Origin of the sequence: Oricola sp. (assembly GCF_022763245.1) — a bacterium.
In the GTDB taxonomy this organism is placed as follows: Bacteria; Pseudomonadota; Alphaproteobacteria; order Rhizobiales; family Rhizobiaceae; genus Oricola.
Genome location: NZ_JALEGV010000041.1, coordinates 174,393 through 192,890 on the forward strand (window position 1 = coordinate 174,393; position 18,498 = coordinate 192,890).

Genomic DNA, 18,498 nt, shown 5'->3' on the forward strand with positions numbered 1-18,498 from the left:
ACTCTGATAACGCGTTTGTTTGAGAATAGTGTATCGAGAATTGCATTAGAATTGTAACGCTAACGATTTAGCTTGGATGAAGCTGCCCCGCTTCCCAGCCAAGAATGGCCTTCTTGCGCGTCAGGCCCCAGTGATAGCCGGTCAGCGCGCCGGTCTTGCCGACCGCGCGATGGCACGGCACGACGAAGGAGATCGGGTTCGCGCCGACCGCCGCGCCCACCGCGCGCGGCGCGTCCGGGCGGCCGATCTCGCGGGCGAGGTCGGAATAGGCGAGCGCCTTGCCCATCGGGATCTTCAGGAGCGCGTTCCACACCGAGACCTGGAAATCCGTGCCGATCAGCACGACCTTCAGCGGCCGGTCGGCGCGCCAGTTGGCCGGGTCGAAGACGCGGGCCGCATAGGGCGCGGTCGCGGCGAGATCCTCCAGATAGGTGGCCCTCGGCCAGCGGCCCTGCATGTCGGCCAGCGCGTCCCGCTCGCCGCCGGGGTCGCAGAAGGCGAGGCCCGCGAGGCCGCGATCGGTCACCATCACCAGCGCCAGCCCGAACGGGCAGACATGGAAGCCGTAGCGCAGAGTCAGCCCCTCGCCCTTCGCCTTGAACTCGCCCGGCGAAAGCGCCTCATGCGTCACGAACAGATCGTGCAGACGCCCCGGCCCGGACAACCCCAGCTCATAGGCCGTGTCGAGCAGCGGCAGGTCGCTGGCCAGGAGCCGGCGCGCATGGTCCAGCGTCACGGCCTGCAGAAACCCCTTGGGCGACAGGCCGGCCCAGCGCGTGAACAGCTTCTGCAACGCCGTCGGCGTCATGCCGACGGAGGCGGCGAGCGCCTCCAGAGAGGGCTGGTCGCGATAGTTTTCGGAAATCGTCTCGATCACCCGGCGCACGATCTCGTAATCGGCCCCGGTTGTGATCTCGTCGGTCAGCACGGTCTGCGGTTGTGCGGCAAGGGTCATGGCGTGTTCCTTTTGCCGGAATTCACCACGACAAGGACGCGCCCGCCACCCGATTCTTGCCCGAGGATCACAGGCCGTCAGCGCCCATCAGTGGGAAAAATAGCATCCAATGCTATTTGTTGTTATCATTGGTCGAACTGTGATGACCGCGAGGCCGTGAAATGAATGTGTCACTCGGCAAGGCGTGGGAGCGCTACGTCGCCGAACAGGTTGAATCCGGCCTGTTCAACAATGCAAGCGAGGTTGTCCGCGACGCCTTGCGCCGGCAGCAGGAGCACCTGATCAAGCTGGAAGCGCTGCAGGCGGATCTTCGCCGCGGCCGCGAGTCCGTTGAAGCGGGGCGGGTCAGCCGGGCGGGACCAGAGGATATCATCGAGAAAGCGAAGAGCCGGAAGCCGGCCGCGTGAGCGGTTACGTCCTCTCGCTGGATGCGGAGGAGGATCTCCAGGACATCTACCTCTATTCCGAGGAAACATGGGGGCCGGAGCAGGCGGCACGCTATCTCCAGGAACTGTTCGAGACCTTCGGGCACATCGGCCGCAACCCGCACATGGGACGGTCGCGCCCCGAACTGGGAAGCGATCTGCGCAGCCTCCCCCATGTTGCGCATGTGATCTTCTACATGGAGTGGCGAGGCGAGGTCGCCATCCTGCGCGTTCTGCACGGATCGCGCGACACGGGCGGCCTGTTCGCCGACCACGATCCTCGCGCCGGCCTGAACGACGACGGCACGTCCTGAACCTGGCGCGGCCTACCGCTTCGCGGTCGCCAGCGCGTGGCCGAACGCGTCGGCGAAGCTCTCGCGGTCGTCGGGATTGAGGAAGGCACCGACCGGGGTCGTTCGGCCTTCGCCGGACACCCGCATGGCGGTGATGCCGATTTCCTCGTGCCGGTCGACCTGGAAGCGCGCCCAGAACGGATTGTAGCGATGATCGGTCGCCTGTCCGCGCGGATTGACCTTGCGGATCAGCAGTTCCCGGCGCGAGACGCGCACCTCTTCGCGCGCCCGCGCGGCACGATAGTTGAACCAGAAGGCGAGATAGAGCGCCGCCATGTCGAGGCCGAGAAAGGTGGCGATCGGCCAGGCGCCGGTGACCAGGAAGAAGAAGCCCTGCACGAACAGGACGCCGCCGCTCAGGATCATCAGGATCGTGAAGCCGTTGCGCGACAGCGAGCGATGCGGGGTCAGGAGCGCGTTGAACAGCGGCTGTTCCGCGTGGTCTTCCGGCGCGCCATGTTCATGCGTTGTCTCGGTCATGAGGGGTGATTATAGGGGACGGATGCAAAAGCCAAAGTCCAAAAATGCCGCAGCTCCGGCGGTCAGGCCGAAGCCGCGCAAGCGCCGGGCCTCGCCCACCCGCTATTCGAAGGACGAGCTGCGCGAGATCTTCCGGCGGTTCTCGATCCAGCGGCCGGAGCCGAAGGGCGAACTGGCCCATGTGAACCCCTACACGCTGGTCGTCGCCGTGGCGCTGTCGGCGCAGGCCACCGACGCCGGCGTCAACCGCGCGACGAAGGACCTGTTCGCGATCGCCGACACGCCGGAAAAGATGCTGGCGCTGGGCGAGGAGAAGGTCGGCGAGCACATCCGCACCATCGGCCTGTGGCGCAACAAGGCGAAGAACGTGATCGCGCTGTCGCAAAAGCTGGTCGACGAGTTCGGCGGCGAGGTGCCGAAGACGCGCGAGGAACTGGTGACCCTGCCGGGCGTCGGCCGCAAGACCGCAAACGTCGTCATGTCGATGGCCTTCGGCATTCCGACCATGGCGGTCGACACCCATATCTTCCGCATCGCCAACCGCATCGGCCTTGCCCCGGGCAAGACGCCGGACGAGGTGGAGGCGGGGCTGATGCGCGTGATCCCCGAGGACTATCTCTTCCACGCCCACCACTGGCTGATCCTGCACGGGCGCTATTGCTGCAAGGCGCGCAAGCCCGATTGCGAGGCCTGCGTCATCGCCGACATCTGCAAGTCGAAGGAGAAGACCTGCGACGTGCCCGCCCCGCTGGTCGAGCTGCCGGCGCAGGTGATCGGCTAGACCCTGCGGGCGCGGCTCGCCTCGCGCGCGGCGATCGACTTGTGCAGGTGCACCATCAGCGCCGCGCCGAACAGGGGCGTCAGGATGTTGACGATCGGGATCGCCAGGAAGGCCGCGATCACCAGCCCCGCGCCGAAGATCGTCATGCCGTAGCGCGCGCGCAGCATGCGGGCATAGTCCTCCGGGCCGAAGCGCCGCGCGGCGAACTGGAAGAATTCCCGGCCGAGCAGGTAGCCGTTGACGACGAAGAAGGCGACGAGGTTGACGCCCGGCACCAGGAGCAGGATCAGCGCCACGATGTTGCCGAGGATGACGATGCCGGCGAATTTCACCGACAGGACGATGCTCTCGCCGATGCGCATCGCCGTGCCGGGCGGATCGTCGGGATAGTCGCTGCGCTCCAGGCTTTCGGCCGCATCGTCGAGGAACAGGCCGGCGATCAGCGCCGAGACGGGGCCGAGCAGGAAGGCGAGCCCGACGGCCAGCCCCAGACCGGCCGTCACCAGCGCGAAGAAGGAAAGCCAGCCGGTCCATTTCGGCAGTTCGTAGTCGAGCTGGAAGAAATCGGAGACCCAGGGCAGGGCCAGTTCGGTGAAGCCGGACGAGATGGCGAACCAGGCGGCGACGAGCGCCAGGATGGTCAGGCCGAGCGTTTTCCAGAACACGCCGCGCATCGCCGGGTCGGGCATGGAGCGCAGCGCTTTGAGGGTGGCGTCGAAGATCATGGGGGTGAGATGGCGACGGTTTCGCCGCGGCGCAAGGTGCGGCTTTTCGTTTCGCGCCCTTCTCAAGCGCACCGGCAGCCGCTAAACGCCGGGGAGCCAGTAACCGGGGAAGACATGTCCGAATTCGACGTCCTTTGCATCGGCAACGCCATTGTCGATATCATCGCCCGTGCCGAAGACGATTTTCTGCATGAAAACAACATCATCAAGGGGGCCATGAACCTCATCGACGCCGACCGCGCCGAACTGCTCTACGATCGCATGGGGCCGGCGGTGGAGACGTCGGGCGGCTCGGCCGGCAACACCGCGGCCGGTCTCGCCAGTTTCGGCGGCACCGCGGCCTTCTTCGGCAAGGTCTGCGACGACCATCTCGGCGGCATCTATCGCCACGACATCCGCGCCCAGGGCGTCGCCTTCGACACCCGTCCGCTGACGGACACGCCGCCGACGGCGCGCTCGATGATCTTCGTCACGCCGGACGGCGAGCGGTCGATGAACACCTATCTCGGCGCCTGCGTGGAGCTGGGGCCGGAAGACATCGAGGAAGACAAGGTCGCCGCCTCCAAGGTGACCTTCTTCGAGGGTTATCTGTGGGATCCGCCGCGCGCCAAGGAAGCCATCCGCAAGGCGGCCGAGATCGCCCATGCGAACGGCCGCCAGATGTCGATGACGCTGTCCGATCCGTTCTGCGTCGATCGCTACCGCGACGAGTTCCTGGAGCTGATGCGGTCGGGCACGGTCGACATCGTCTTCGCCAACGAGGACGAGGCGAAATCGCTCTACCAGACGGCGGATTTCGAGACCGCGCTGACCGCGATGCGCACCGACTGCAAGCTGGCCATCGTGACACGGTCGGAAAAGGGGTCGGTCGCCATGGACGCCAGCCAGACCGCCAGCGTCTCCGCCCACGCGATCGACACGCTGGTCGACACCACCGGCGCGGGCGACCTCTACGCCGCCGGCTTCCTCTACGGCTACACCAACGGCTTCGCGCTTGAGGAATGCGCCCGCCTCGGCTCGCTCGCAGCCGCGGTCATCATCCAGCAGATCGGCCCGCGCCCGCAGGTCTCGCTGCGCCAGGCCGGCATCGATGCGGGCCTGATCCGGGGCTGAAACGAAAAAGGGCCGCTTGCGCGGCCCCTTCCCGGAGGTTCTGCTCTGCGGGTCAGTTGAACTTGTAGCCGAGCCGCGTGCGGATGGTGTGGGACGTGACGTCCGGACCGGAGGTCTCGATATCCGTGTAGAGATAGTCGGCGCCGCCCGTCACATGGTCGGTGATCGCGTAATCGACGCCGGCGCCGGCCGTCAGGCCGCCGTCGCTCTCGCCGTCGGCCCACATGTGGCCGTAGCCGACGGAACCGGTGACAAGCAGTCGGTCGGCGGCGACGCCGGCCCGCAGCTTGGCATGGGCGACCGCGTCGACGTCGGTGCCGCCGACGTCCCAGCCGGTCATGTCGATGTCGACTTCGGGACCCACCACGAAGGAACCGCGCTGGAAGAGGTAGCCGGCATGCACGCCGCCGACGATCGCCGTGTCGTCGCCGACGCCGTCGACGTCGACTGTGCCGCCGCCGAGCTGCGCGCCGGCATAGAGCCCGCTCCAGTCGGTCGTGGCCGACATCTGCGGCTGCGGCGTGTAGGCCGGCTGCGGGGCCGGATCGTAATAGGTGGTGTCGGCGGCATTGGCTGCGCCGCTCAGCATGGCGGTTGCGAGTGTGGCCGCCAGAAGCAGGGTCGTTTTCATCGGTAGCTCCATGGCTATGGTTAAGCGATGGATACAGATTTAGTTAAATTTTATTCCCGAACCGTGAAGCAACGTGGTTAACGCCGCGGCTTTTTTCCGATCAGTCGAACCTGAAGCTCAGCCGGGCCCGCACCGAGTGCGAGTTGGTGTCCGAAAAGCCGAAATCGTCGATGTCCGTATAGGTGTAGTCGGCGCCGACGATCACGCGGTCGGTCGCGGCGAAATCGATGCCCGCGCCGAGCGCCAGGCCGCCCGCGTCGAACGAGAGCGGGCCGGCCGACGCCCATTTGTGGGCATAGCCGACCGAGCCGGTCACCAGGGTGCGGTCGAAGGCCACGCCGGCCCGCAGCTTCGCGCTCGCCGTCGCGTCCATATGCGTGCCGCCGATCGCCCAGCCGCTGGCGTTCACGTCGAATTCCGGCCCGAAGACGAAACGGCCGGTCTGCCACAGATAGCCCGCATGCGCGCCGCCCAGCGCCGCCGTGTCGCTGCTGCCGCCGGAGGTCTCGAAGGTCCCGCCGCCGAGCTGGACGCCGGCATAGAAGCCCTCCCAGTCCTGCGTCATCGCGACCGGGGCGAAGAGGTTGGAGGCCTCGTCGGCCCGCGCGACACCGCCAAGGGCGGCGAGCGTGGCGACGGTGGCGATGAGTTTGGTGGCGAACATGGTGCGGTCTCCGCTGCGTGTCGTTGGGGTCGCGCCAACAAAAAAGGGCGCCTCTCGGGCGCCCTTCTGGCAGACGGCGATTTCCGCCGATGTGTGTTTCGTCACGCGTCCTTTTCGGATTCCGGATTGGGCGCGCCCGGCTCCGGCTCGGCGGTCTGTTTCGGTCCGCCCTTGGCGACGCCGACCATGGCCGGCCGCAGCACGCGGTCGCCGATCCGGTACCCGGCCTGCACCACCTGCACGACCGTGTTGTTCGGCACCTCCGGGTTGGGGACCTCGAACATCGCCTGGTGGAAATTCGGGTCGAATTTCTGGTTCTCCGGCTCCAGCCTGGTCACGCCATGGCGCTCCATGGTGGAGTGCATGGACTTCTCGGTGAGTTCGACGCCTTCCAGCAGGGTCTTCAGCGTGTCGTCGCCGGCCTCGCGCTGTTCTTCGGTCACATGCTCGAGCGCGCGGCGCAGATTGTCGGCCACGCCGAGCATGTCGCGCGCGAAGGAGGAAATCGCGAAGGCGCGGGCGTCCTTGACCTCGCGCTCGGTGCGCCGGCGCAGGTTTTCCATGTCGGCGGCCAGGCGCAGCAGCCGGTCCTTCATGTCGGCGTTCTCGGACTGGATCGCGGCGATCTCGTCCTCGATGCCTTGCGCGTCCGTGTCGGCGCTCGTCTCCTCGGCGTCGCCGGTCGCCCATGCGGACGCTTCGGCCTCGGCGGACGCCTTGCCGCCCTTCTTGAGGATTTCGTCGGCGGCGCGCTTCAGCGCCTCTCGGTCATTCGGGTTGAACTGGGTGCGTGCTTCGTCCGCAGCCGTCTTGCTCTCGTCAGCCATTGGTCGTCTTCCGTCGTGATCGGGAAAGTTTGACGGCGATATCGAGGTTCGCTTGCCAAAAATCAAGGGCTGGCGCGAAATCCGTCAGGTCCGTTCCAGAAGTCTGCCGATCAGTTGCGCCGTGTAATCGACCACCGGCACGATGCGCGCATAGTTGAGCCGCGTCGGACCGATGATGCCGAGCGCGCCGATGACGTGCCGGTTCGAGTCGCGATAGGGCGCGACCACCAGCGACGATCCCGACAGCGAGAACAGCCGGTTTTCCGAACCGATGAAGATCTTCACGCCCGAGCCGGATTCGGTGAGATCGAGCATGCGCACGATCTCGTCCTTGCGCTCCAACTCGTCGAACAGCAGCTTCAACCGCTCGATCTGCTCCTTGTCCTGGACGTCCTCGATCAGGTTGGAGCGGCCGCGCACGATCAACTGGGCCGGCTGTCCCTGGCCGGAACCCGACCAGACGGCCAGTCCGCGCGCGATCAGGTCGGCGCTGACGGCATCGACCTCCGTGCGCAGCGCCTCCTGGCGTTCCTCGATGACGCGGCGCGCGTCGGCGAGGCTGCGGTCGCGGCCGTGATGGTTGAGATAGTTGGCCGCCTGCGAGAGCTGCGAAGCGGTGGTGCCGGCCGGCAGTTCGACGACGCGGTTCTCCACCTCGCCGGATTCCCAGACGAGCACGGCCAGCGCCTTCTTGTCCTCCAGCCGGATGAACTCGATATGCTTGAGAATGCCCTCGCGCTTGCCCGCCAGCACGAGGCCGGCGCCGCGCGACAGGCCGGACAGCATCTGGCTGGCGTCGGTGAGCAACTGCTCCATCGATTGCGGCCGGCCGTCGCTCTTGATCTGCGATTCAATCAGCGAGCGTTCCGCCGGGCTCACCTCGCCGGTGTCCATGAAGGCGTCGACGAAGAAGCGCAGCCCCTGCTCGGTCGGCAGGCGGCCGGCCGAGACATGCGGCGAAAAGATCAGGCCGAGCGCTTCCAGATCGCTCATCACGTTGCGCACCGAGGCCGGCGACAGCGACATCGGCAGCCGCTTCGACAGGGTGCGCGATCCCAGCGGCTCGCCGTCCTGCATGTAGGTCTCGACGATCAGCCGGAAGATTTCGCGTGAGCGTTCGTCCAGTTCGGTGTGGATTTCGGCGTTGGACAGCATGGTCGGGGTCGTCTTGGGTCTCCGTCGTCAGACCCTACTCATATAGTGGCCGCGGACGGAAACGAAAATATGGTGCGCGATCCCCCGCGCGCCGCCCGTCAGGCATGAAACCCTCAGGCCGCCTCTTCGAGCAGGCCGGCGAGCTTGTCGAAGGCCTGCATCCAGCCACCCTGTCCGGCCGAGCCCTCGGGCACGCCGACATGGTGCATCGTCATCACGGTCTTGCCGTCGGTTTCGCGCAGTTCGACCACGACCTCCGTTACGTCGGGCGTTCCTTCCGGCATGCCCATGCTTTGCGGCGTGATCAGCGTGCCGTCGGCGTCGCACATGCTCTCGGTGTAGACGAGGCGGCTCGGGGCCTTGATCTCCTTGTAGACGCCGATGAACCACATCGACATCGTGCGGTCGGGCGAGGTCATCTCCATGCAGACCTTGCGCGTTCCGCCGACCACGAGGTCCATCTCGGCGACCGGAACGGTCATGCCGTTCGGCCCGTACCATTGCCGGAACAGCGCGGGATCCGTCCACATGCGCCACACGGCGTCGATGGATGCGTCGAATTCGCGGGTGATCGTCACCCAGGCCTGGTCGTCAGTCATTGTCGTCCCCCTTCATTCGGTTCAGTGCGTCCTGCATGGCGTCGAACCGCGCGTCCCAGATGGGCCGGTAGCGTTCGGTCCACCGCGCGATCTCCTCCAGCGGCTGCGGATTGAGCGTGCAGGGCCGGAACTGCGCGTTCCTCTGCCGCTCGACGAGCCCGGCCTGCTCCAGCACGCGAATGTGCCGGGAGATCGCCGGCAGGCTCATCGCGAACGGCTCGGCCAGCTCGTTCACGGTCGCCTGCCCGTCCGCGAGCCTCGCCAGAATGGCGCGGCGCGTCGGGTTGGCGAGGGCGAAGAAGGCGGCGTCGAGGCGGTCGGAATCCTGCATGCGGTGATATTAAACAGAAATGTTAATTAAGCAATTGGTAAAATACACAGAGATCACTTGCCGCCGAAACGGTCCCGCCTCCCCTAGGCACGCCCCCGCCATTCCTCTAGAACCCCCCGCACATTCGATTCCGAGAGGTTCATCCATGACCAGACCGTCCGGGCGCATGCCCGACCAGATGCGCGCCGTGTCCTTCGAGCGCGGCGTCTCCAAACATGCCGAGGGCTCCTGCCTGGTGAAATTCGGCGACACGCATGTGCTGTGCACGGCGAGCCTGGAGGAGCGCGTGCCGCCATGGATGCGCAATTCCGGCCGCGGCTGGGTCACCGCCGAATACGGCATGCTGCCGCGCTCCACCGGCGACCGCATGCGGCGCGAGGCCTCGTCCGGCAAGCAGGGCGGCCGCACGCTGGAGATCCAGCGCCTGATCGGCCGCTCGATGCGCGCCGCCGTCGATCTCGTCGCGCTGGGCGAACGCCAGATCACCATCGACTGCGACGTCATCCAGGCCGATGGCGGCACCCGCACCGCCTCCATCACCGGCGGCTGGATCGCGCTGCATGACTGCCTCGACTGGATGCACAAGCGCCAGATGGCGTCCAAGACCCGCGTGCTGACCGATCACGTCGCCGCCGTCTCCTGCGGCATCTACAAGGGCGTGCCGGTCACCGATCTCGACTATGCCGAGGATTCCGAGGCCGAAACCGACGCCAATTTCGTCATGACCGGCTCCGCCGGCATCGTCGAAATCCAGGGCACGGGCGAGGGCGCCCCCTTCAGCCGCGCCGAGTTCGACACGCTGTTCGCCCATGCCGAGACGGCGATCGCCCAGCTGGTCGAGCTGCAAAAACAGGCCGTCGGGGCCTGACGTGACCATGTTGCGCCCGGACGGCATATTGGAGACGGCGCTCTATGTCGCCGATCTCGACGCCGCCGAGCGCTTCTATGGCGAGGTGATCGGGCTGGAGCGGATTGCCCGGGTCGAGGGGCGGCACGTGTTCTTCGCCTGCGGCAAGGGCGTGCTGCTCCTTTTCAATCCGGAGCGGACGGCCGAACCGCCCTCCAACCCGGCCATGCCGGTGCCGACGCATGGCGTGACGGGGCCGGGCCATGCCTGCTTCAAGGCCGCGCCGGAGGCGATGGACGCCTGGCGCGGTCATCTGGAAACGGCGGGCGTGGCGATCGAGGCCGATTTCCGCTGGCCCAACGGCGCCCGCTCCATTTACTTCCGGGATCCAGACGGCAACAGCCTCGAGATCGCCGAACCGAAACTGTGGGGATTGGAATGACGCGCAAACTTGAACCGGGAAAGCTCGTCCTCGCCACGCACAATGCCGGCAAGCTCACCGAGATGCGCGACCTCATCGGCCCCTTCGGCTTCGAGGTCACCTCGGCGGGCGAACTGGGCCTTGCCGAGCCGCCGGAGCACGGCACCACCTTCGAGGAAAACGCGAAGACCAAGGCCGTGGCCGCCATGCAGGCGACCGGCCTGCCGGCGCTCTCCGACGACAGCGGCATCTGCGTCGACGCGCTGGACGGCCAGCCCGGCGTCTACACCGCCGACTGGGCGGAGCTGCCCGACGGCACCCGCGATTTCGCCATGGCGATGCGCAATGTGGAGGAGAAGCTCGCCGAGAAGCGTGCCTCCGATCCGAAGGACCGCACCGCGCGATTCGTCTCCGTCCTGTGCCTCGCCTTTCCCGACGGCCATGTGGAATATTTCCGCGGCGAGGTGGAAGGCACTCTGGTCTGGCCGCCGCGCGGCACGCTCGGCTTCGGCTACGACCCGGTCTTCAAACCCGAGGGCTTCGACATCACATTCGGCGAGATGACCGCCGAACAGAAACATGGCTGGAAGCCCGGAGACGCGACCGCCCTGTCGCACCGCGCCCGCGCCTTCAAGAGGTTCGCCCATGAATGCCTCGGCGTCGCCTGATCCCGCCCGGCCGGTGAATGGCGACGACGGGGCCCCCGGCTTCGGCGTCTACATCCACTGGCCCTTCTGCGCGGCCAAGTGCCCCTATTGCGATTTCAACTCGCATGTCCGCCACGGCGGCGTCGACGAGCAGCGCTTCGTCGAGGCGTTCCGCCGCGAGATGGAGACCATGCGCGACTGGACCGGTCCGCGCACCGTCACCTCGGTCTTCATCGGCGGCGGCACGCCCTCGCTGATGCAGCCGGGCACGGTCGGCGCGCTGCTGGAGGCGGCCGACCGGCAATGGGGCCTGCCGCCGGACATCGAGATCACGCTGGAGGCCAATCCGACCTCGGCCGACGCCGGGCGCTTTGCCGGCTACCGAATGGCGGGCGTCAATCGCCTGTCGCTCGGCGTGCAGGCGCTCAACGACGCCGATCTGAAGTTCCTCGGCCGCCTGCACAGCGTCGACGAGGCGCTGCAGGCGATCGCCATGGCCCGCGCCACCTTCCCGCGCCTCTCCTTCGATCTCATCTATGCCCGCCCCGGCCAGACGCCGGAGGCCTGGGAGGCCGAACTGCGCCAGGCGGTCGGCCACGCCGCCGATCACCTGTCGCTCTACCAGCTCACCATCGAGGAGGGCACGCCCTTCAAGGCGCTGTTCGACGCGGGCAGGATTCCCATGCCCGACCCCGATCGCGCGGCCGACCTGTTCGATCTGACGAGCGCGGTGACCGCCGATCTTGGTTTGCCGGCTTATGAAATCTCCAATCATGCCGTTCCCGGCGCGGAATCGCGCCACAACCTGACCTATTGGCGCTATGGCGACTATGTCGGCCTCGGCGCCGGCGCCCATGGGCGTTTCTCGCTCGACGGCGGCCGCAAGCGCGTCACCATTGCCGAGCGCATGCCCGAGACCTGGGCGTCGCGCGTCGAAGCCGCCGGCCATGGCGTGGTCGAGGAAGAATGGCTGGATGCCGAGGCCCAGGGCGACGAAATGCTGCTGATGGGCCTGCGCCTTGCCGAGGGCATCGACGTCGCCCGCTACGAGATGTTGTCCGGCCGCGCCTTCGATCCCGCCCGCCTCGCCATGCTGCAGGCCGAAAAGCTGGTCGAACACGTCGCCAACAGCCGCCTGCGCGCAACGCCGGCCGGCCGGCTGGTGCTCAACGCCCTGGTCGCGGAACTGGCGGCATGAGCGGCGACGACCGCAGTTTCCTGATTGCGGGCCACAAGATCGCCGCGCCGCCGCTCGAACCCGGCCTCTACATCGTCGCCACGCCGATCGGCAATCTGGGCGACATCTCCGTCCGCGCGCTGGAGACGCTGGCCGCCTGCGACGTGCTCGCCTGCGAGGACACGCGCGTCACCCGGCGCTTGCTCGACCGCTACGGCATCCGCGCCCATCCTGTCGCCTATCACGAGCACAATGCCGAGACCGCCGGCCCGAAGCTGATCGCCGCGCTGAAAGAGGGCAGGGCCGTCGCGCTGGTGTCGGACGCCGGAACGCCGCTCGTCTCCGACCCCGGTTTCCGCCTCGTGCAGTCGGCGCGCGACGAAGGCCTCCGCGTCATCCCGATCCCCGGCGCGTCGGCGACGCTTGCGGCGCTTGCCGCCTCCGGCCTGCCGAGCGACGATTTCCGCTTCATCGGGTTCCTGCCGGTCAAGGACGGCGCGCGCCGCGCCCGGCTGGCGGATCTGGCCCATGCGCCGTCGACCCTCATCGCCTTCGAATCGCCCAACCGCCTGGTCGCGACGCTGATGGCGATCGCCGACACGCTGGGGCCCGACCGCATGGTCACCGTCGCCCGCGAACTGACCAAGCGCTTCGAGACGATCCGCACCGGCGCTGCCTCGCAAATCGCAGATCAATTCGCCACCGAAACGATCAAGGGCGAAATCGTGATCCTGATCGCGCCGGCGCCTGCCGGCGAGACGGAATGGACGCCGGACACGGTCGATGCGCTGCTGCGCGACCTGCTCGCCTCCATGCCGGTATCCCGTGCCGCCCGCGAGGCGGCGGCGGCCACGGGCCTGTCGAAATCCGATCTCTACGCCCGCCTCCTGGACTTGAAGGGTGACAGCTGATCCGGCGACCCGCAAGCGCCGCGCCGCCCATGGCCGAGGCCATCGCGGCGAGCGTTTCGCCGCCTTCGCGCTGCGGCTGAAGGGCTTTCGCATCCTGGCGCGGCGCTATCGCACGAAGGCCGGCGAGATCGACCTCATCGCCCGGCGCGGCGATCTCGTCGCCATCGTCGAGGTCAAGGCCCGCCCGACGCTTGCCGAGGCGATGGACGCCGTCACGCCCCATGCGCTGCGCCGCATCGAATCGGCCGCCGATCTGTGGCTCGCCCGCCAGCCCGACCGCGCCCGCCTGTCGCTGCGTTTCGACCTCGTCGCGATCCTGCCGCGTCGCTGGCCGGTTCACGTGCCTGCGATTTATCCCTGATTGATTTTCACCGCCGAACGCGCCACCTAACGAACGCATTCAACGCGAACACGCCCGGGAAGAAGCACATGTCTCTCAAGGTCGCGGTCCAGATGGACCATATCTCCACCGTGCAGATCGCCGGCGACACCACATTCGCGCTGTGCCTTGAGGCGCAGGCGCGCGGGCACGAGCTGTTCCACTACACGCCCGACCGGCTGACGCTGCACGGCAACACCGTCACGGCACGCGTCGAGCCGCTCTCCGTGCGCGACGTGAAGGGCGATCATTTCACGCTCGGCGAGGCCGTGCGCACGGATCTCGCGGAGATGGACGTCGTCCTGCTGCGCCAGGACCCGCCCTTCGACATGAATTACATCACCACGACGCATCTGCTGGAGCGCATTCACCCGCAGACGCTGGTCGTCAACGACCCGGCCTGGGTGCGCAATTCTCCCGAGAAGATCTTCGTGATGGATTTCGCCGATCTGATGCCGGAGACGCTGATCACCAAGGACATCGCCGAGATCCGCGAGTTCCGCCGCCAGTACGGCGACATCATCCTCAAGCCGCTCTACGGCAATGGTGGCGCCGGTGTCTTCCACCTGCGCGACGGCGACCGCAACCTGACCTCGCTTCTGGAGATGTTCGCCCAGCTCGGCCCCGAGCCGATCATCGCCCAGCGCTATCTCGACGACGTGCGCGCCGGCGACAAGCGCATCATCCTGATCGAGGGCGAACCGGTCGGCGCCATCAACCGCGTGCCGGACGAGGGCGACGCCCGCTCCAACATGCATGTCGGCGGCAGGGCGGTCGAAACCATGATGACCGAGCGCGAAAAGGAAATCTGCGACCGCATCGGCCCGTCGCTCCGCGAACGCGGCTTCACCCTTGTCGGCATCGACGTGATTGGCGGCCTGATGACCGAGATCAACGTGACCTCGCCGACGGGCGTGCGCGAAGTCAAGAAATTCGGCGGCGCCGACATCGCCGCGCTGTTCTGGGACGCCGTGGAGGCGAAGCGGTAGGTCTCGCCAGGGCGGGAACCGCCTATGACCCGAGCCTAGCGGTCCCTGTACAGACAGACATTGACATAGCTGTCCCATCGCGTGGTCTGCGTTCGCCAGAGGTCCTCCTGCGCGAGCGCCAACCTGTGAAGCGGGATGATCGGCCAGAAGAGCTGAAGGCCCAGACCGTCGAACAATACCCGGTATTCGCGGGCTATAGACCGAACTATACCGATCGGGCGTCCGTTCCTGTCGACGATTCTGACTCCGAACAGTAACTTGCCAAGTGTGAAACCGTTTGTTCCGCAGACCAACCCGTTTGCGACGGGCATGACGATCCACACGGCCGCGAAGAAAGTGGCCAGGATGAAGACACCGACGCGTTCTTCCACTGAGAGGCCCGCTGGGAGCAGTGTTTGAAGGGGCGACGCGAAAATCGCGGTCGCTCCCCAGAAAATGGCGGTGTCGAATGTGCGGGACCAGAAGCGGCGCCACGGCCTCACCGGTAGCGTGCTCCAGCCGACAAGCTCGGTCTGATCGAGTATCTCTGCGCGTCCGTCTGCTCCGAACCAAAACCGGGCCCTGCCGTACTCTTCTTTCAGCTGAAATACCGCCCGTGCTGCGATGTATACTGCTTCAATAGGGCTCCTTTTGCGGGGAGTGCAACAATATCTCCCTGTTGGACGTTTGTTCCGCCGCCACAACCCGTTGCAACCTGTCTTCAAGCGTCACGTGCAAAGGTTGCAATTTTGTTCTTGCTTCGTTCGTATCAATGTGGCTTGATGGTCCTGTCCAGCGGGGGTGTGGCCGATGGTTTCGCGCATTTCGACAGTATCGTTTCAGGGCATCGAGGCCGTGCCGGTCGATGTCCAGGTCATGGTCGCGCCCGGCAAGATGGGCATTCACATCGTCGGCCTGCCCGACAAGGCGGTGGCCGAGAGCCGCGAGCGGGTGCAGTCGGCGCTGCATGCCTCCGGCCTGTCGATGCCGCCCAAGAAGGTCACGGTCAATCTCGCGCCAGCCGACCTGCCGAAGGAGGGGTCGCATTTCGACCTGCCGATCGCGCTTGGGCTGATGGCCGCGCTCGGTGCCGTGCCGGCGGACGCGCTGACCGGCTATGTCGTGCTCGGCGAATTGTCGCTCGACGGGACGATCGCCCCCGTCGCCGGCGTCCTGCCGGCCGCGATCGCCGCCAACGGGCGGGGCAAGGGGTTGATCTGCCCGCGTGAATGCGGCCCTGAGGCCGCGTGGGCGGGCGAGGGTGTCGATATCGTCGCCCCGGCGAGCCTCATCTCGCTCGCCAATCACTTCCGCGGCACGCAGGCCCTGTCCCGCCCGCAGCCGGCGCGGCGCGAATTGCCGTCCAACCTGCCCGATCTCGCCGACATCAAGGGCCAGGAAACCGCCAAGCGCGCGCTGGAAGTCGCCGCAGCCGGCGGCCACAATCTGTTGATGGTCGGTCCGCCCGGTTCGGGCAAGTCGATGCTGGCGCAGCGCCTGCCCTCGATCCTGCCGCCGCTGTCGGCGGCCGAACTGCTCGACGTGTCGATGGTCGCCTCCATCGCCGGCGAACTGGCCGGCGGCAAATTGTCGGACCGCCGCCCCTTCCGCGCCCCGCATCATTCCGCCTCCATGGCGGCCATGGTCGGCGGCGGCTTGCGCGTGCGTCCCGGCGAGGTCTCGCTTGCCCATAACGGGGTGCTGTTTCTCGACGAATTTCCCGAATTCACGCCGCAGGTGCTCGATTCGCTGCGCCAGCCGCTCGAAACCGCCGAATGCGTCATCGCGCGGGCCAATCACCGCGTCTCCTATCCGGCACGCATCCAGCTTGTCGCCGCGATGAATCCCTGTCGCTGTGGCATGGCGGGCGAGCCGGGCCATGTCTGCGCGCGTGGTCCCCGCTGCCGGGCCGATTACCAGGCCCGCATTTCCGGCCCGCTGATGGATCGCATCGACCTGCGCGTCGAGGTCCCGGCCGTGATGCCGGGCGACCTGATCCGCTCGCGTCCGGGCGAACCGAGCGCGTCGGTCGCCGAGCGCGTGGCGTCCGCGCGGACGATCCAGACCGAGCGCTACGCGGCCCTTGGCGTCACCGGCGTTTCGACCAACGCCCATTGCCCGACGGCGCTGGTCGAAGAGGTCGCGGATGTCGATGCGGGCGGGCTGCAACTGCTCAGCGACGCCGCCGACCAGATGAAATTCTCCGCCCGCGCCTATCACCGCATCATGAAGGTCGCCCGCACGCTGGCCGATCTCGACGCCACGCCCCAGACCGGCCGCATCCATGTCGCCGAGGCCATCTCGTACCGCATCGCCGGCGAACGCCTCGCCTCCGCGGCCTGATTCATGCGCCGGACTTCGTTCGTCCGGCCCCTCATCGGCCGTCGCCGAGACGAGTGCGGGTCACTCGGGCACCGGTGTCTCGCGCTGCTGTTGTCGCCGTGCTCGCCACAGGGCCTGTTCTTGCGATAACGGCGTGCCGCTCGATGCGAACTTGCGCCGTCATCCTGAGCATTGAACTCGGGTTTCATTCCGTGAGGCGCGCACAAGCGGCGGTTTAGGCCGCATCGCGGCAGGTGGAATGGCGGCACCGTATCGTGCTGCTTCGTCCGTGATGGATCGGTCGGCGTGCTCACGGATTGGATCCTCGGTTCAAGGCCGAGGATGACGGCCTGCATTTGCCGCTGCGGGCAGCCGCCGAAGGCGCGCCTCGAAAGAATGCTTGCCGAATCTGATCCAACGCGGGATCGACCCCTGCAATCCTCGAAGTCTTCACATCGCGGCTTTGGCGCATACGGGCTCACGGGGAGTACGGCGTTGCCTGGATGAATGACGGGTGCGCGGCCGTTGACGACACAGGAGGCGTCACGTCGTGATGAGCCTCCAAGCCACGGCGGTACCTGGCCGTGACGCGACATTCCGGCGGAGGAACAGGGGTGCGCGAAAGCGCCGAGCGCGCGGATGAACGCCCAACAGGGCGAACAGCAGTCCGCCCTCTGGCCGAAGCCAGTCCTACCGCCAGCCGCTGAGCCTTCGTACGCGGTTCCGCAAACCCGCCCCGCCGATTGACCCGCATCAAGCCGCACAGGGCGGTTCGGCGCTAGGGAAACGGTGGAGAGAGACGAAACCGAGAGGGACGGGCGATGGCCGAGACAGACTGGACTGCATTCACCGATCAGACCAACAGGCGCATGGCCGAGTTGCGCAAGGCGATGCCCGAGCCGGCCAAGGGCTTCGGCGCGTTGGCCCAGGCGGCGATCGCGCCGGGCGTGCTGGATTCCAAGACCAAGGAACTGATCGCGCTTGCCATCGGCATCACGGCGCGCTGCGACGGATGTCTCGCCTTCCATGCCAAGGCCGCCAGGAAGCATGGCGCGACGCGCGAGGAAGTGGTCGAGACGATCGGCGTCGCGCTCTATATGGGCGGCGGCCCCTCGATGATCTACGGCGCCGAGGCGCTGTCCTGCTTCGACGCCTTGGATGAATAGGGCCGTCCCGGCTTCGAAACGAGCCGGGACAATGCCCGGATCGGTCGCCTAGACCAGCTGCGCGTCGAGCGTGATGGTGATCGCCGACAGCGCGCCGGAGACCGGGCATCCGGCCTTCGCCTTTTCCGCCAGTTCCTGGAACGTGTCCGGATCGATGCCGCGCACGTCCGCCTTCAGCACGAGCGCCGAGCCCTTGATGCCCTCGCCGGGCTTCACCTCGACGGTGGCGGTCGCTTCCAGCTTTTCAGCCGGGGTGCCGTTCTCGGCGAGGAAATGCGAAAGCTGCATGGCGAAGCAGCCGGCATGGGCCGCGGCGATCAGCTCTTCCGGGTTGGTGCCGGCCGTGCCGTCTTCGTCCTCGAAGCGGCCGCGGAAATCGTAGCGTTTCTCGTTGAGCGCCCCGCTCTGCGTCGTCAATGCGCCGCGCCCGTCCTGAAGAGCGCCCTGCCAGACTGCCGTTGCGTGCCGTTTCATGTCGTTTCCCCCTTTGTGATGGATCGAGAATTTCCAGCCCTTACCTGCGTTCCGCGCGGCCGGTTTCAAGGGGGTGCGCGAAACACCGCTCACGCATCCGTGTTCAAATCTGATTGGGCGCGCGCCCGGTCACGTGGTTTGAGGGAT

At 66.8% G+C, this 18,498-nt stretch carries 23 protein-coding genes; 13 read left to right on the forward strand and 10 right to left on the reverse strand.

The window, feature by feature from the left end; all coding sequences use genetic code 11:
- Window positions 1-67 precede the first annotated feature (67 nt).
- Entirely contained in the window at window positions 68-955 is an 888-nt protein-coding gene (locus tag MRY80_RS21465) for a bifunctional helix-turn-helix domain-containing protein/methylated-DNA--[protein]-cysteine S-methyltransferase (RefSeq protein ID WP_293293289.1), read from the reverse strand.
- 167 nt (window positions 956-1,122) lie between these two features.
- On the opposite strand from MRY80_RS21465, the gene MRY80_RS21470 reads away from it, so the two are divergent.
- Window positions 1,123-1,362, forward strand: coding sequence for a type II toxin-antitoxin system ParD family antitoxin (locus tag MRY80_RS21470; RefSeq protein ID WP_293293290.1), 240 nt, complete (start codon window positions 1,123-1,125; stop codon window positions 1,360-1,362).
- The gene (locus MRY80_RS21475; RefSeq protein ID WP_293293291.1) at window positions 1,359-1,694 is read left to right on the forward strand and encodes a type II toxin-antitoxin system RelE/ParE family toxin; all 336 of its coding nucleotides are present in this window, start codon (window positions 1,359-1,361) and stop codon (window positions 1,692-1,694) included. Before MRY80_RS21470 ends, MRY80_RS21475 begins: the two co-directional genes overlap by 4 nt.
- 12 nt (window positions 1,695-1,706) lie before the next feature.
- Here the strand turns inward: MRY80_RS21475 and MRY80_RS21480 are convergent, their stop codons facing one another.
- Window positions 1,707-2,213 carry a DUF2244 domain-containing protein gene (locus MRY80_RS21480; RefSeq protein WP_293293292.1) on the reverse strand — a complete coding sequence of 169 codons (507 nt, stop codon included), beginning with the start codon at window positions 2,211-2,213 and terminating at the stop codon, window positions 1,707-1,709.
- Between the two features lie 22 nt (window positions 2,214-2,235).
- Between MRY80_RS21480 and nth the strand changes: the two genes are divergently transcribed.
- Complete coding sequence (nth, locus tag MRY80_RS21485) at window positions 2,236-2,994, forward strand: endonuclease III (protein ID WP_293293293.1); 759 nt, start codon at window positions 2,236-2,238, stop codon at window positions 2,992-2,994.
- On the opposite strand, the gene MRY80_RS21490 is transcribed toward nth, so the two are convergent.
- Window positions 2,991-3,719 carry a sulfate transporter family protein gene (locus tag MRY80_RS21490; protein ID WP_293293294.1) on the reverse strand — a complete coding sequence of 243 codons (729 nt, stop codon included), beginning with the start codon at window positions 3,717-3,719 and terminating at the stop codon, window positions 2,991-2,993. The two genes, nth and MRY80_RS21490, sit on opposite strands and share 4 nt — an antisense overlap.
- Window positions 3,720-3,833: 114 nt before the next feature.
- Between MRY80_RS21490 and MRY80_RS21495 the strand changes: the two genes are divergently transcribed.
- Window positions 3,834-4,832, forward strand: a complete 999-nt coding sequence (locus tag MRY80_RS21495; protein ID WP_293293295.1) for an adenosine kinase — start codon at window positions 3,834-3,836, stop codon at window positions 4,830-4,832.
- 52 nt (window positions 4,833-4,884) lie between these two features.
- On the opposite strand, the gene MRY80_RS21500 is transcribed toward MRY80_RS21495, so the two are convergent.
- The 6 genes from MRY80_RS21500 to MRY80_RS21525 all read right to left on the reverse strand — a co-directional run bounded on the left by MRY80_RS21500 (window position 4,885) and on the right by MRY80_RS21525 (window position 9,039).
- Entirely contained in the window at window positions 4,885-5,463 is a 579-nt protein-coding gene (locus MRY80_RS21500) for a porin family protein (protein ID WP_293293296.1), read from the reverse strand.
- A gap of 100 nt (window positions 5,464-5,563) precedes the next feature.
- Entirely contained in the window at window positions 5,564-6,127 is a 564-nt protein-coding gene (locus MRY80_RS21505; protein ID WP_293293297.1) for an outer membrane beta-barrel protein, read from the reverse strand.
- A gap of 101 nt (window positions 6,128-6,228) precedes the next feature.
- Window positions 6,229-6,954, reverse strand: coding sequence for a nucleotide exchange factor GrpE (gene grpE / locus MRY80_RS21510; protein ID WP_293293298.1), 726 nt, complete (start codon window positions 6,952-6,954; stop codon window positions 6,229-6,231).
- Between the two features lie 84 nt (window positions 6,955-7,038).
- A complete protein-coding gene (gene hrcA / locus MRY80_RS21515) occupies window positions 7,039-8,109 on the reverse strand; it encodes a heat-inducible transcriptional repressor HrcA (protein WP_293293299.1) in 1,071 nt (356 codons plus the stop codon).
- A gap of 113 nt (window positions 8,110-8,222) precedes the next feature.
- Entirely contained in the window at window positions 8,223-8,708 is a 486-nt protein-coding gene (locus tag MRY80_RS21520; protein WP_293293300.1) for an SRPBCC domain-containing protein, read from the reverse strand.
- A complete protein-coding gene (locus tag MRY80_RS21525) occupies window positions 8,701-9,039 on the reverse strand; it encodes a metalloregulator ArsR/SmtB family transcription factor (protein WP_293293301.1) in 339 nt (112 codons plus the stop codon). The genes MRY80_RS21520 and MRY80_RS21525 overlap by 8 nt, the downstream gene beginning before the upstream one ends.
- Window positions 9,040-9,184: 145 nt before the next feature.
- On the opposite strand from MRY80_RS21525, the gene rph reads away from it, so the two are divergent.
- The 9 genes from rph (at window position 9,185) to MRY80_RS21570 (ending at window position 17,877) form a co-directional block, all read left to right on the forward strand.
- A complete protein-coding gene (rph, locus tag MRY80_RS21530; RefSeq protein WP_293293302.1) occupies window positions 9,185-9,907 on the forward strand; it encodes a ribonuclease PH in 723 nt (240 codons plus the stop codon).
- Window positions 9,908-9,914: 7 nt separating this feature from the next.
- Window positions 9,915-10,328, forward strand: coding sequence for a VOC family protein (locus MRY80_RS21535; RefSeq protein ID WP_293294187.1), 414 nt, complete (start codon window positions 9,915-9,917; stop codon window positions 10,326-10,328).
- The gene (gene rdgB, locus MRY80_RS21540) at window positions 10,325-10,975 is read left to right on the forward strand and encodes an RdgB/HAM1 family non-canonical purine NTP pyrophosphatase (RefSeq protein WP_293293303.1); all 651 of its coding nucleotides are present in this window, start codon (window positions 10,325-10,327) and stop codon (window positions 10,973-10,975) included. Before MRY80_RS21535 ends, rdgB begins: the two co-directional genes overlap by 4 nt.
- Entirely contained in the window at window positions 10,953-12,152 is a 1,200-nt protein-coding gene (gene hemW / locus MRY80_RS21545) for a radical SAM family heme chaperone HemW (protein ID WP_293293304.1), read from the forward strand. The genes rdgB and hemW overlap by 23 nt, the downstream gene beginning before the upstream one ends.
- Complete coding sequence (gene rsmI / locus MRY80_RS21550) at window positions 12,149-13,042, forward strand: 16S rRNA (cytidine(1402)-2'-O)-methyltransferase (protein WP_293293305.1); 894 nt, start codon at window positions 12,149-12,151, stop codon at window positions 13,040-13,042. The genes hemW and rsmI overlap by 4 nt, the downstream gene beginning before the upstream one ends.
- Window positions 13,032-13,403, forward strand: a complete 372-nt coding sequence (locus MRY80_RS21555; protein WP_293293306.1) for a YraN family protein — start codon at window positions 13,032-13,034, stop codon at window positions 13,401-13,403. Before rsmI ends, MRY80_RS21555 begins: the two co-directional genes overlap by 11 nt.
- A gap of 68 nt (window positions 13,404-13,471) precedes the next feature.
- The gene (gene gshB / locus MRY80_RS21560) at window positions 13,472-14,410 is read left to right on the forward strand and encodes a glutathione synthase (RefSeq protein ID WP_293293307.1); all 939 of its coding nucleotides are present in this window, start codon (window positions 13,472-13,474) and stop codon (window positions 14,408-14,410) included.
- Between the two features lie 789 nt (window positions 14,411-15,199).
- The gene (locus tag MRY80_RS21565; protein ID WP_293293308.1) at window positions 15,200-16,732 is read left to right on the forward strand and encodes a YifB family Mg chelatase-like AAA ATPase; all 1,533 of its coding nucleotides are present in this window, start codon (window positions 15,200-15,202) and stop codon (window positions 16,730-16,732) included.
- 800 nt (window positions 16,733-17,532) lie between these two features.
- Window positions 17,533-17,877: a carboxymuconolactone decarboxylase family protein gene (locus tag MRY80_RS21570; protein ID WP_293293309.1), complete on the forward strand. Its 345-nt coding sequence runs from the start codon at window positions 17,533-17,535 to the stop codon at window positions 17,875-17,877.
- 48 nt (window positions 17,878-17,925) lie between these two features.
- On the opposite strand, the gene MRY80_RS21575 is transcribed toward MRY80_RS21570, so the two are convergent.
- On the reverse strand, window positions 17,926-18,351 hold the full coding sequence (locus MRY80_RS21575) for an OsmC family protein (protein WP_293293310.1): 426 nt from the start codon (window positions 18,349-18,351) through the stop codon (window positions 17,926-17,928).
- Between the last annotated feature and the right edge of the window lie 147 nt (window positions 18,352-18,498).

Coding starts and splice junctions, on each gene's coding strand:
- MRY80_RS21465 (WP_293293289.1), bottom strand. CDS start 955: ATGACCCTTGCCGCACAACCGCAGACCGTGCTGACCGACGAGATCACA.
- MRY80_RS21480 (WP_293293292.1), bottom strand. CDS start 2,213: ATGACCGAGACAACGCATGAACATGGCGCGCCGGAAGACCACGCGGAA.
- nth (WP_293293293.1), top strand. CDS start 2,236: ATGCAAAAGCCAAAGTCCAAAAATGCCGCAGCTCCGGCGGTCAGGCCG.
- MRY80_RS21490 (WP_293293294.1), bottom strand. CDS start 3,719: ATGATCTTCGACGCCACCCTCAAAGCGCTGCGCTCCATGCCCGACCCG.
- MRY80_RS21495 (WP_293293295.1), top strand. CDS start 3,834: ATGTCCGAATTCGACGTCCTTTGCATCGGCAACGCCATTGTCGATATC.
- MRY80_RS21500 (WP_293293296.1), bottom strand. CDS start 5,463: ATGAAAACGACCCTGCTTCTGGCGGCCACACTCGCAACCGCCATGCTG.
- MRY80_RS21505 (WP_293293297.1), bottom strand. CDS start 6,127: ATGTTCGCCACCAAACTCATCGCCACCGTCGCCACGCTCGCCGCCCTT.
- grpE (WP_293293298.1), bottom strand. CDS start 6,954: ATGGCTGACGAGAGCAAGACGGCTGCGGACGAAGCACGCACCCAGTTC.
- hrcA (WP_293293299.1), bottom strand. CDS start 8,109: ATGCTGTCCAACGCCGAAATCCACACCGAACTGGACGAACGCTCACGC.
- MRY80_RS21520 (WP_293293300.1), bottom strand. CDS start 8,708: ATGACTGACGACCAGGCCTGGGTGACGATCACCCGCGAATTCGACGCA.
- MRY80_RS21525 (WP_293293301.1), bottom strand. CDS start 9,039: ATGCAGGATTCCGACCGCCTCGACGCCGCCTTCTTCGCCCTCGCCAAC.
- rph (WP_293293302.1), top strand. CDS start 9,185: ATGACCAGACCGTCCGGGCGCATGCCCGACCAGATGCGCGCCGTGTCC.
- MRY80_RS21535 (WP_293294187.1), top strand. CDS start 9,915: ATGTTGCGCCCGGACGGCATATTGGAGACGGCGCTCTATGTCGCCGAT.
- rdgB (WP_293293303.1), top strand. CDS start 10,325: ATGACGCGCAAACTTGAACCGGGAAAGCTCGTCCTCGCCACGCACAAT.
- hemW (WP_293293304.1), top strand. CDS start 10,953: ATGAATGCCTCGGCGTCGCCTGATCCCGCCCGGCCGGTGAATGGCGAC.
- rsmI (WP_293293305.1), top strand. CDS start 12,149: ATGAGCGGCGACGACCGCAGTTTCCTGATTGCGGGCCACAAGATCGCC.
- gshB (WP_293293307.1), top strand. CDS start 13,472: ATGTCTCTCAAGGTCGCGGTCCAGATGGACCATATCTCCACCGTGCAG.
- MRY80_RS21565 (WP_293293308.1), top strand. CDS start 15,200: ATGGTTTCGCGCATTTCGACAGTATCGTTTCAGGGCATCGAGGCCGTG.
- MRY80_RS21570 (WP_293293309.1), top strand. CDS start 17,533: ATGGCCGAGACAGACTGGACTGCATTCACCGATCAGACCAACAGGCGC.
- MRY80_RS21575 (WP_293293310.1), bottom strand. CDS start 18,351: ATGAAACGGCACGCAACGGCAGTCTGGCAGGGCGCTCTTCAGGACGGG.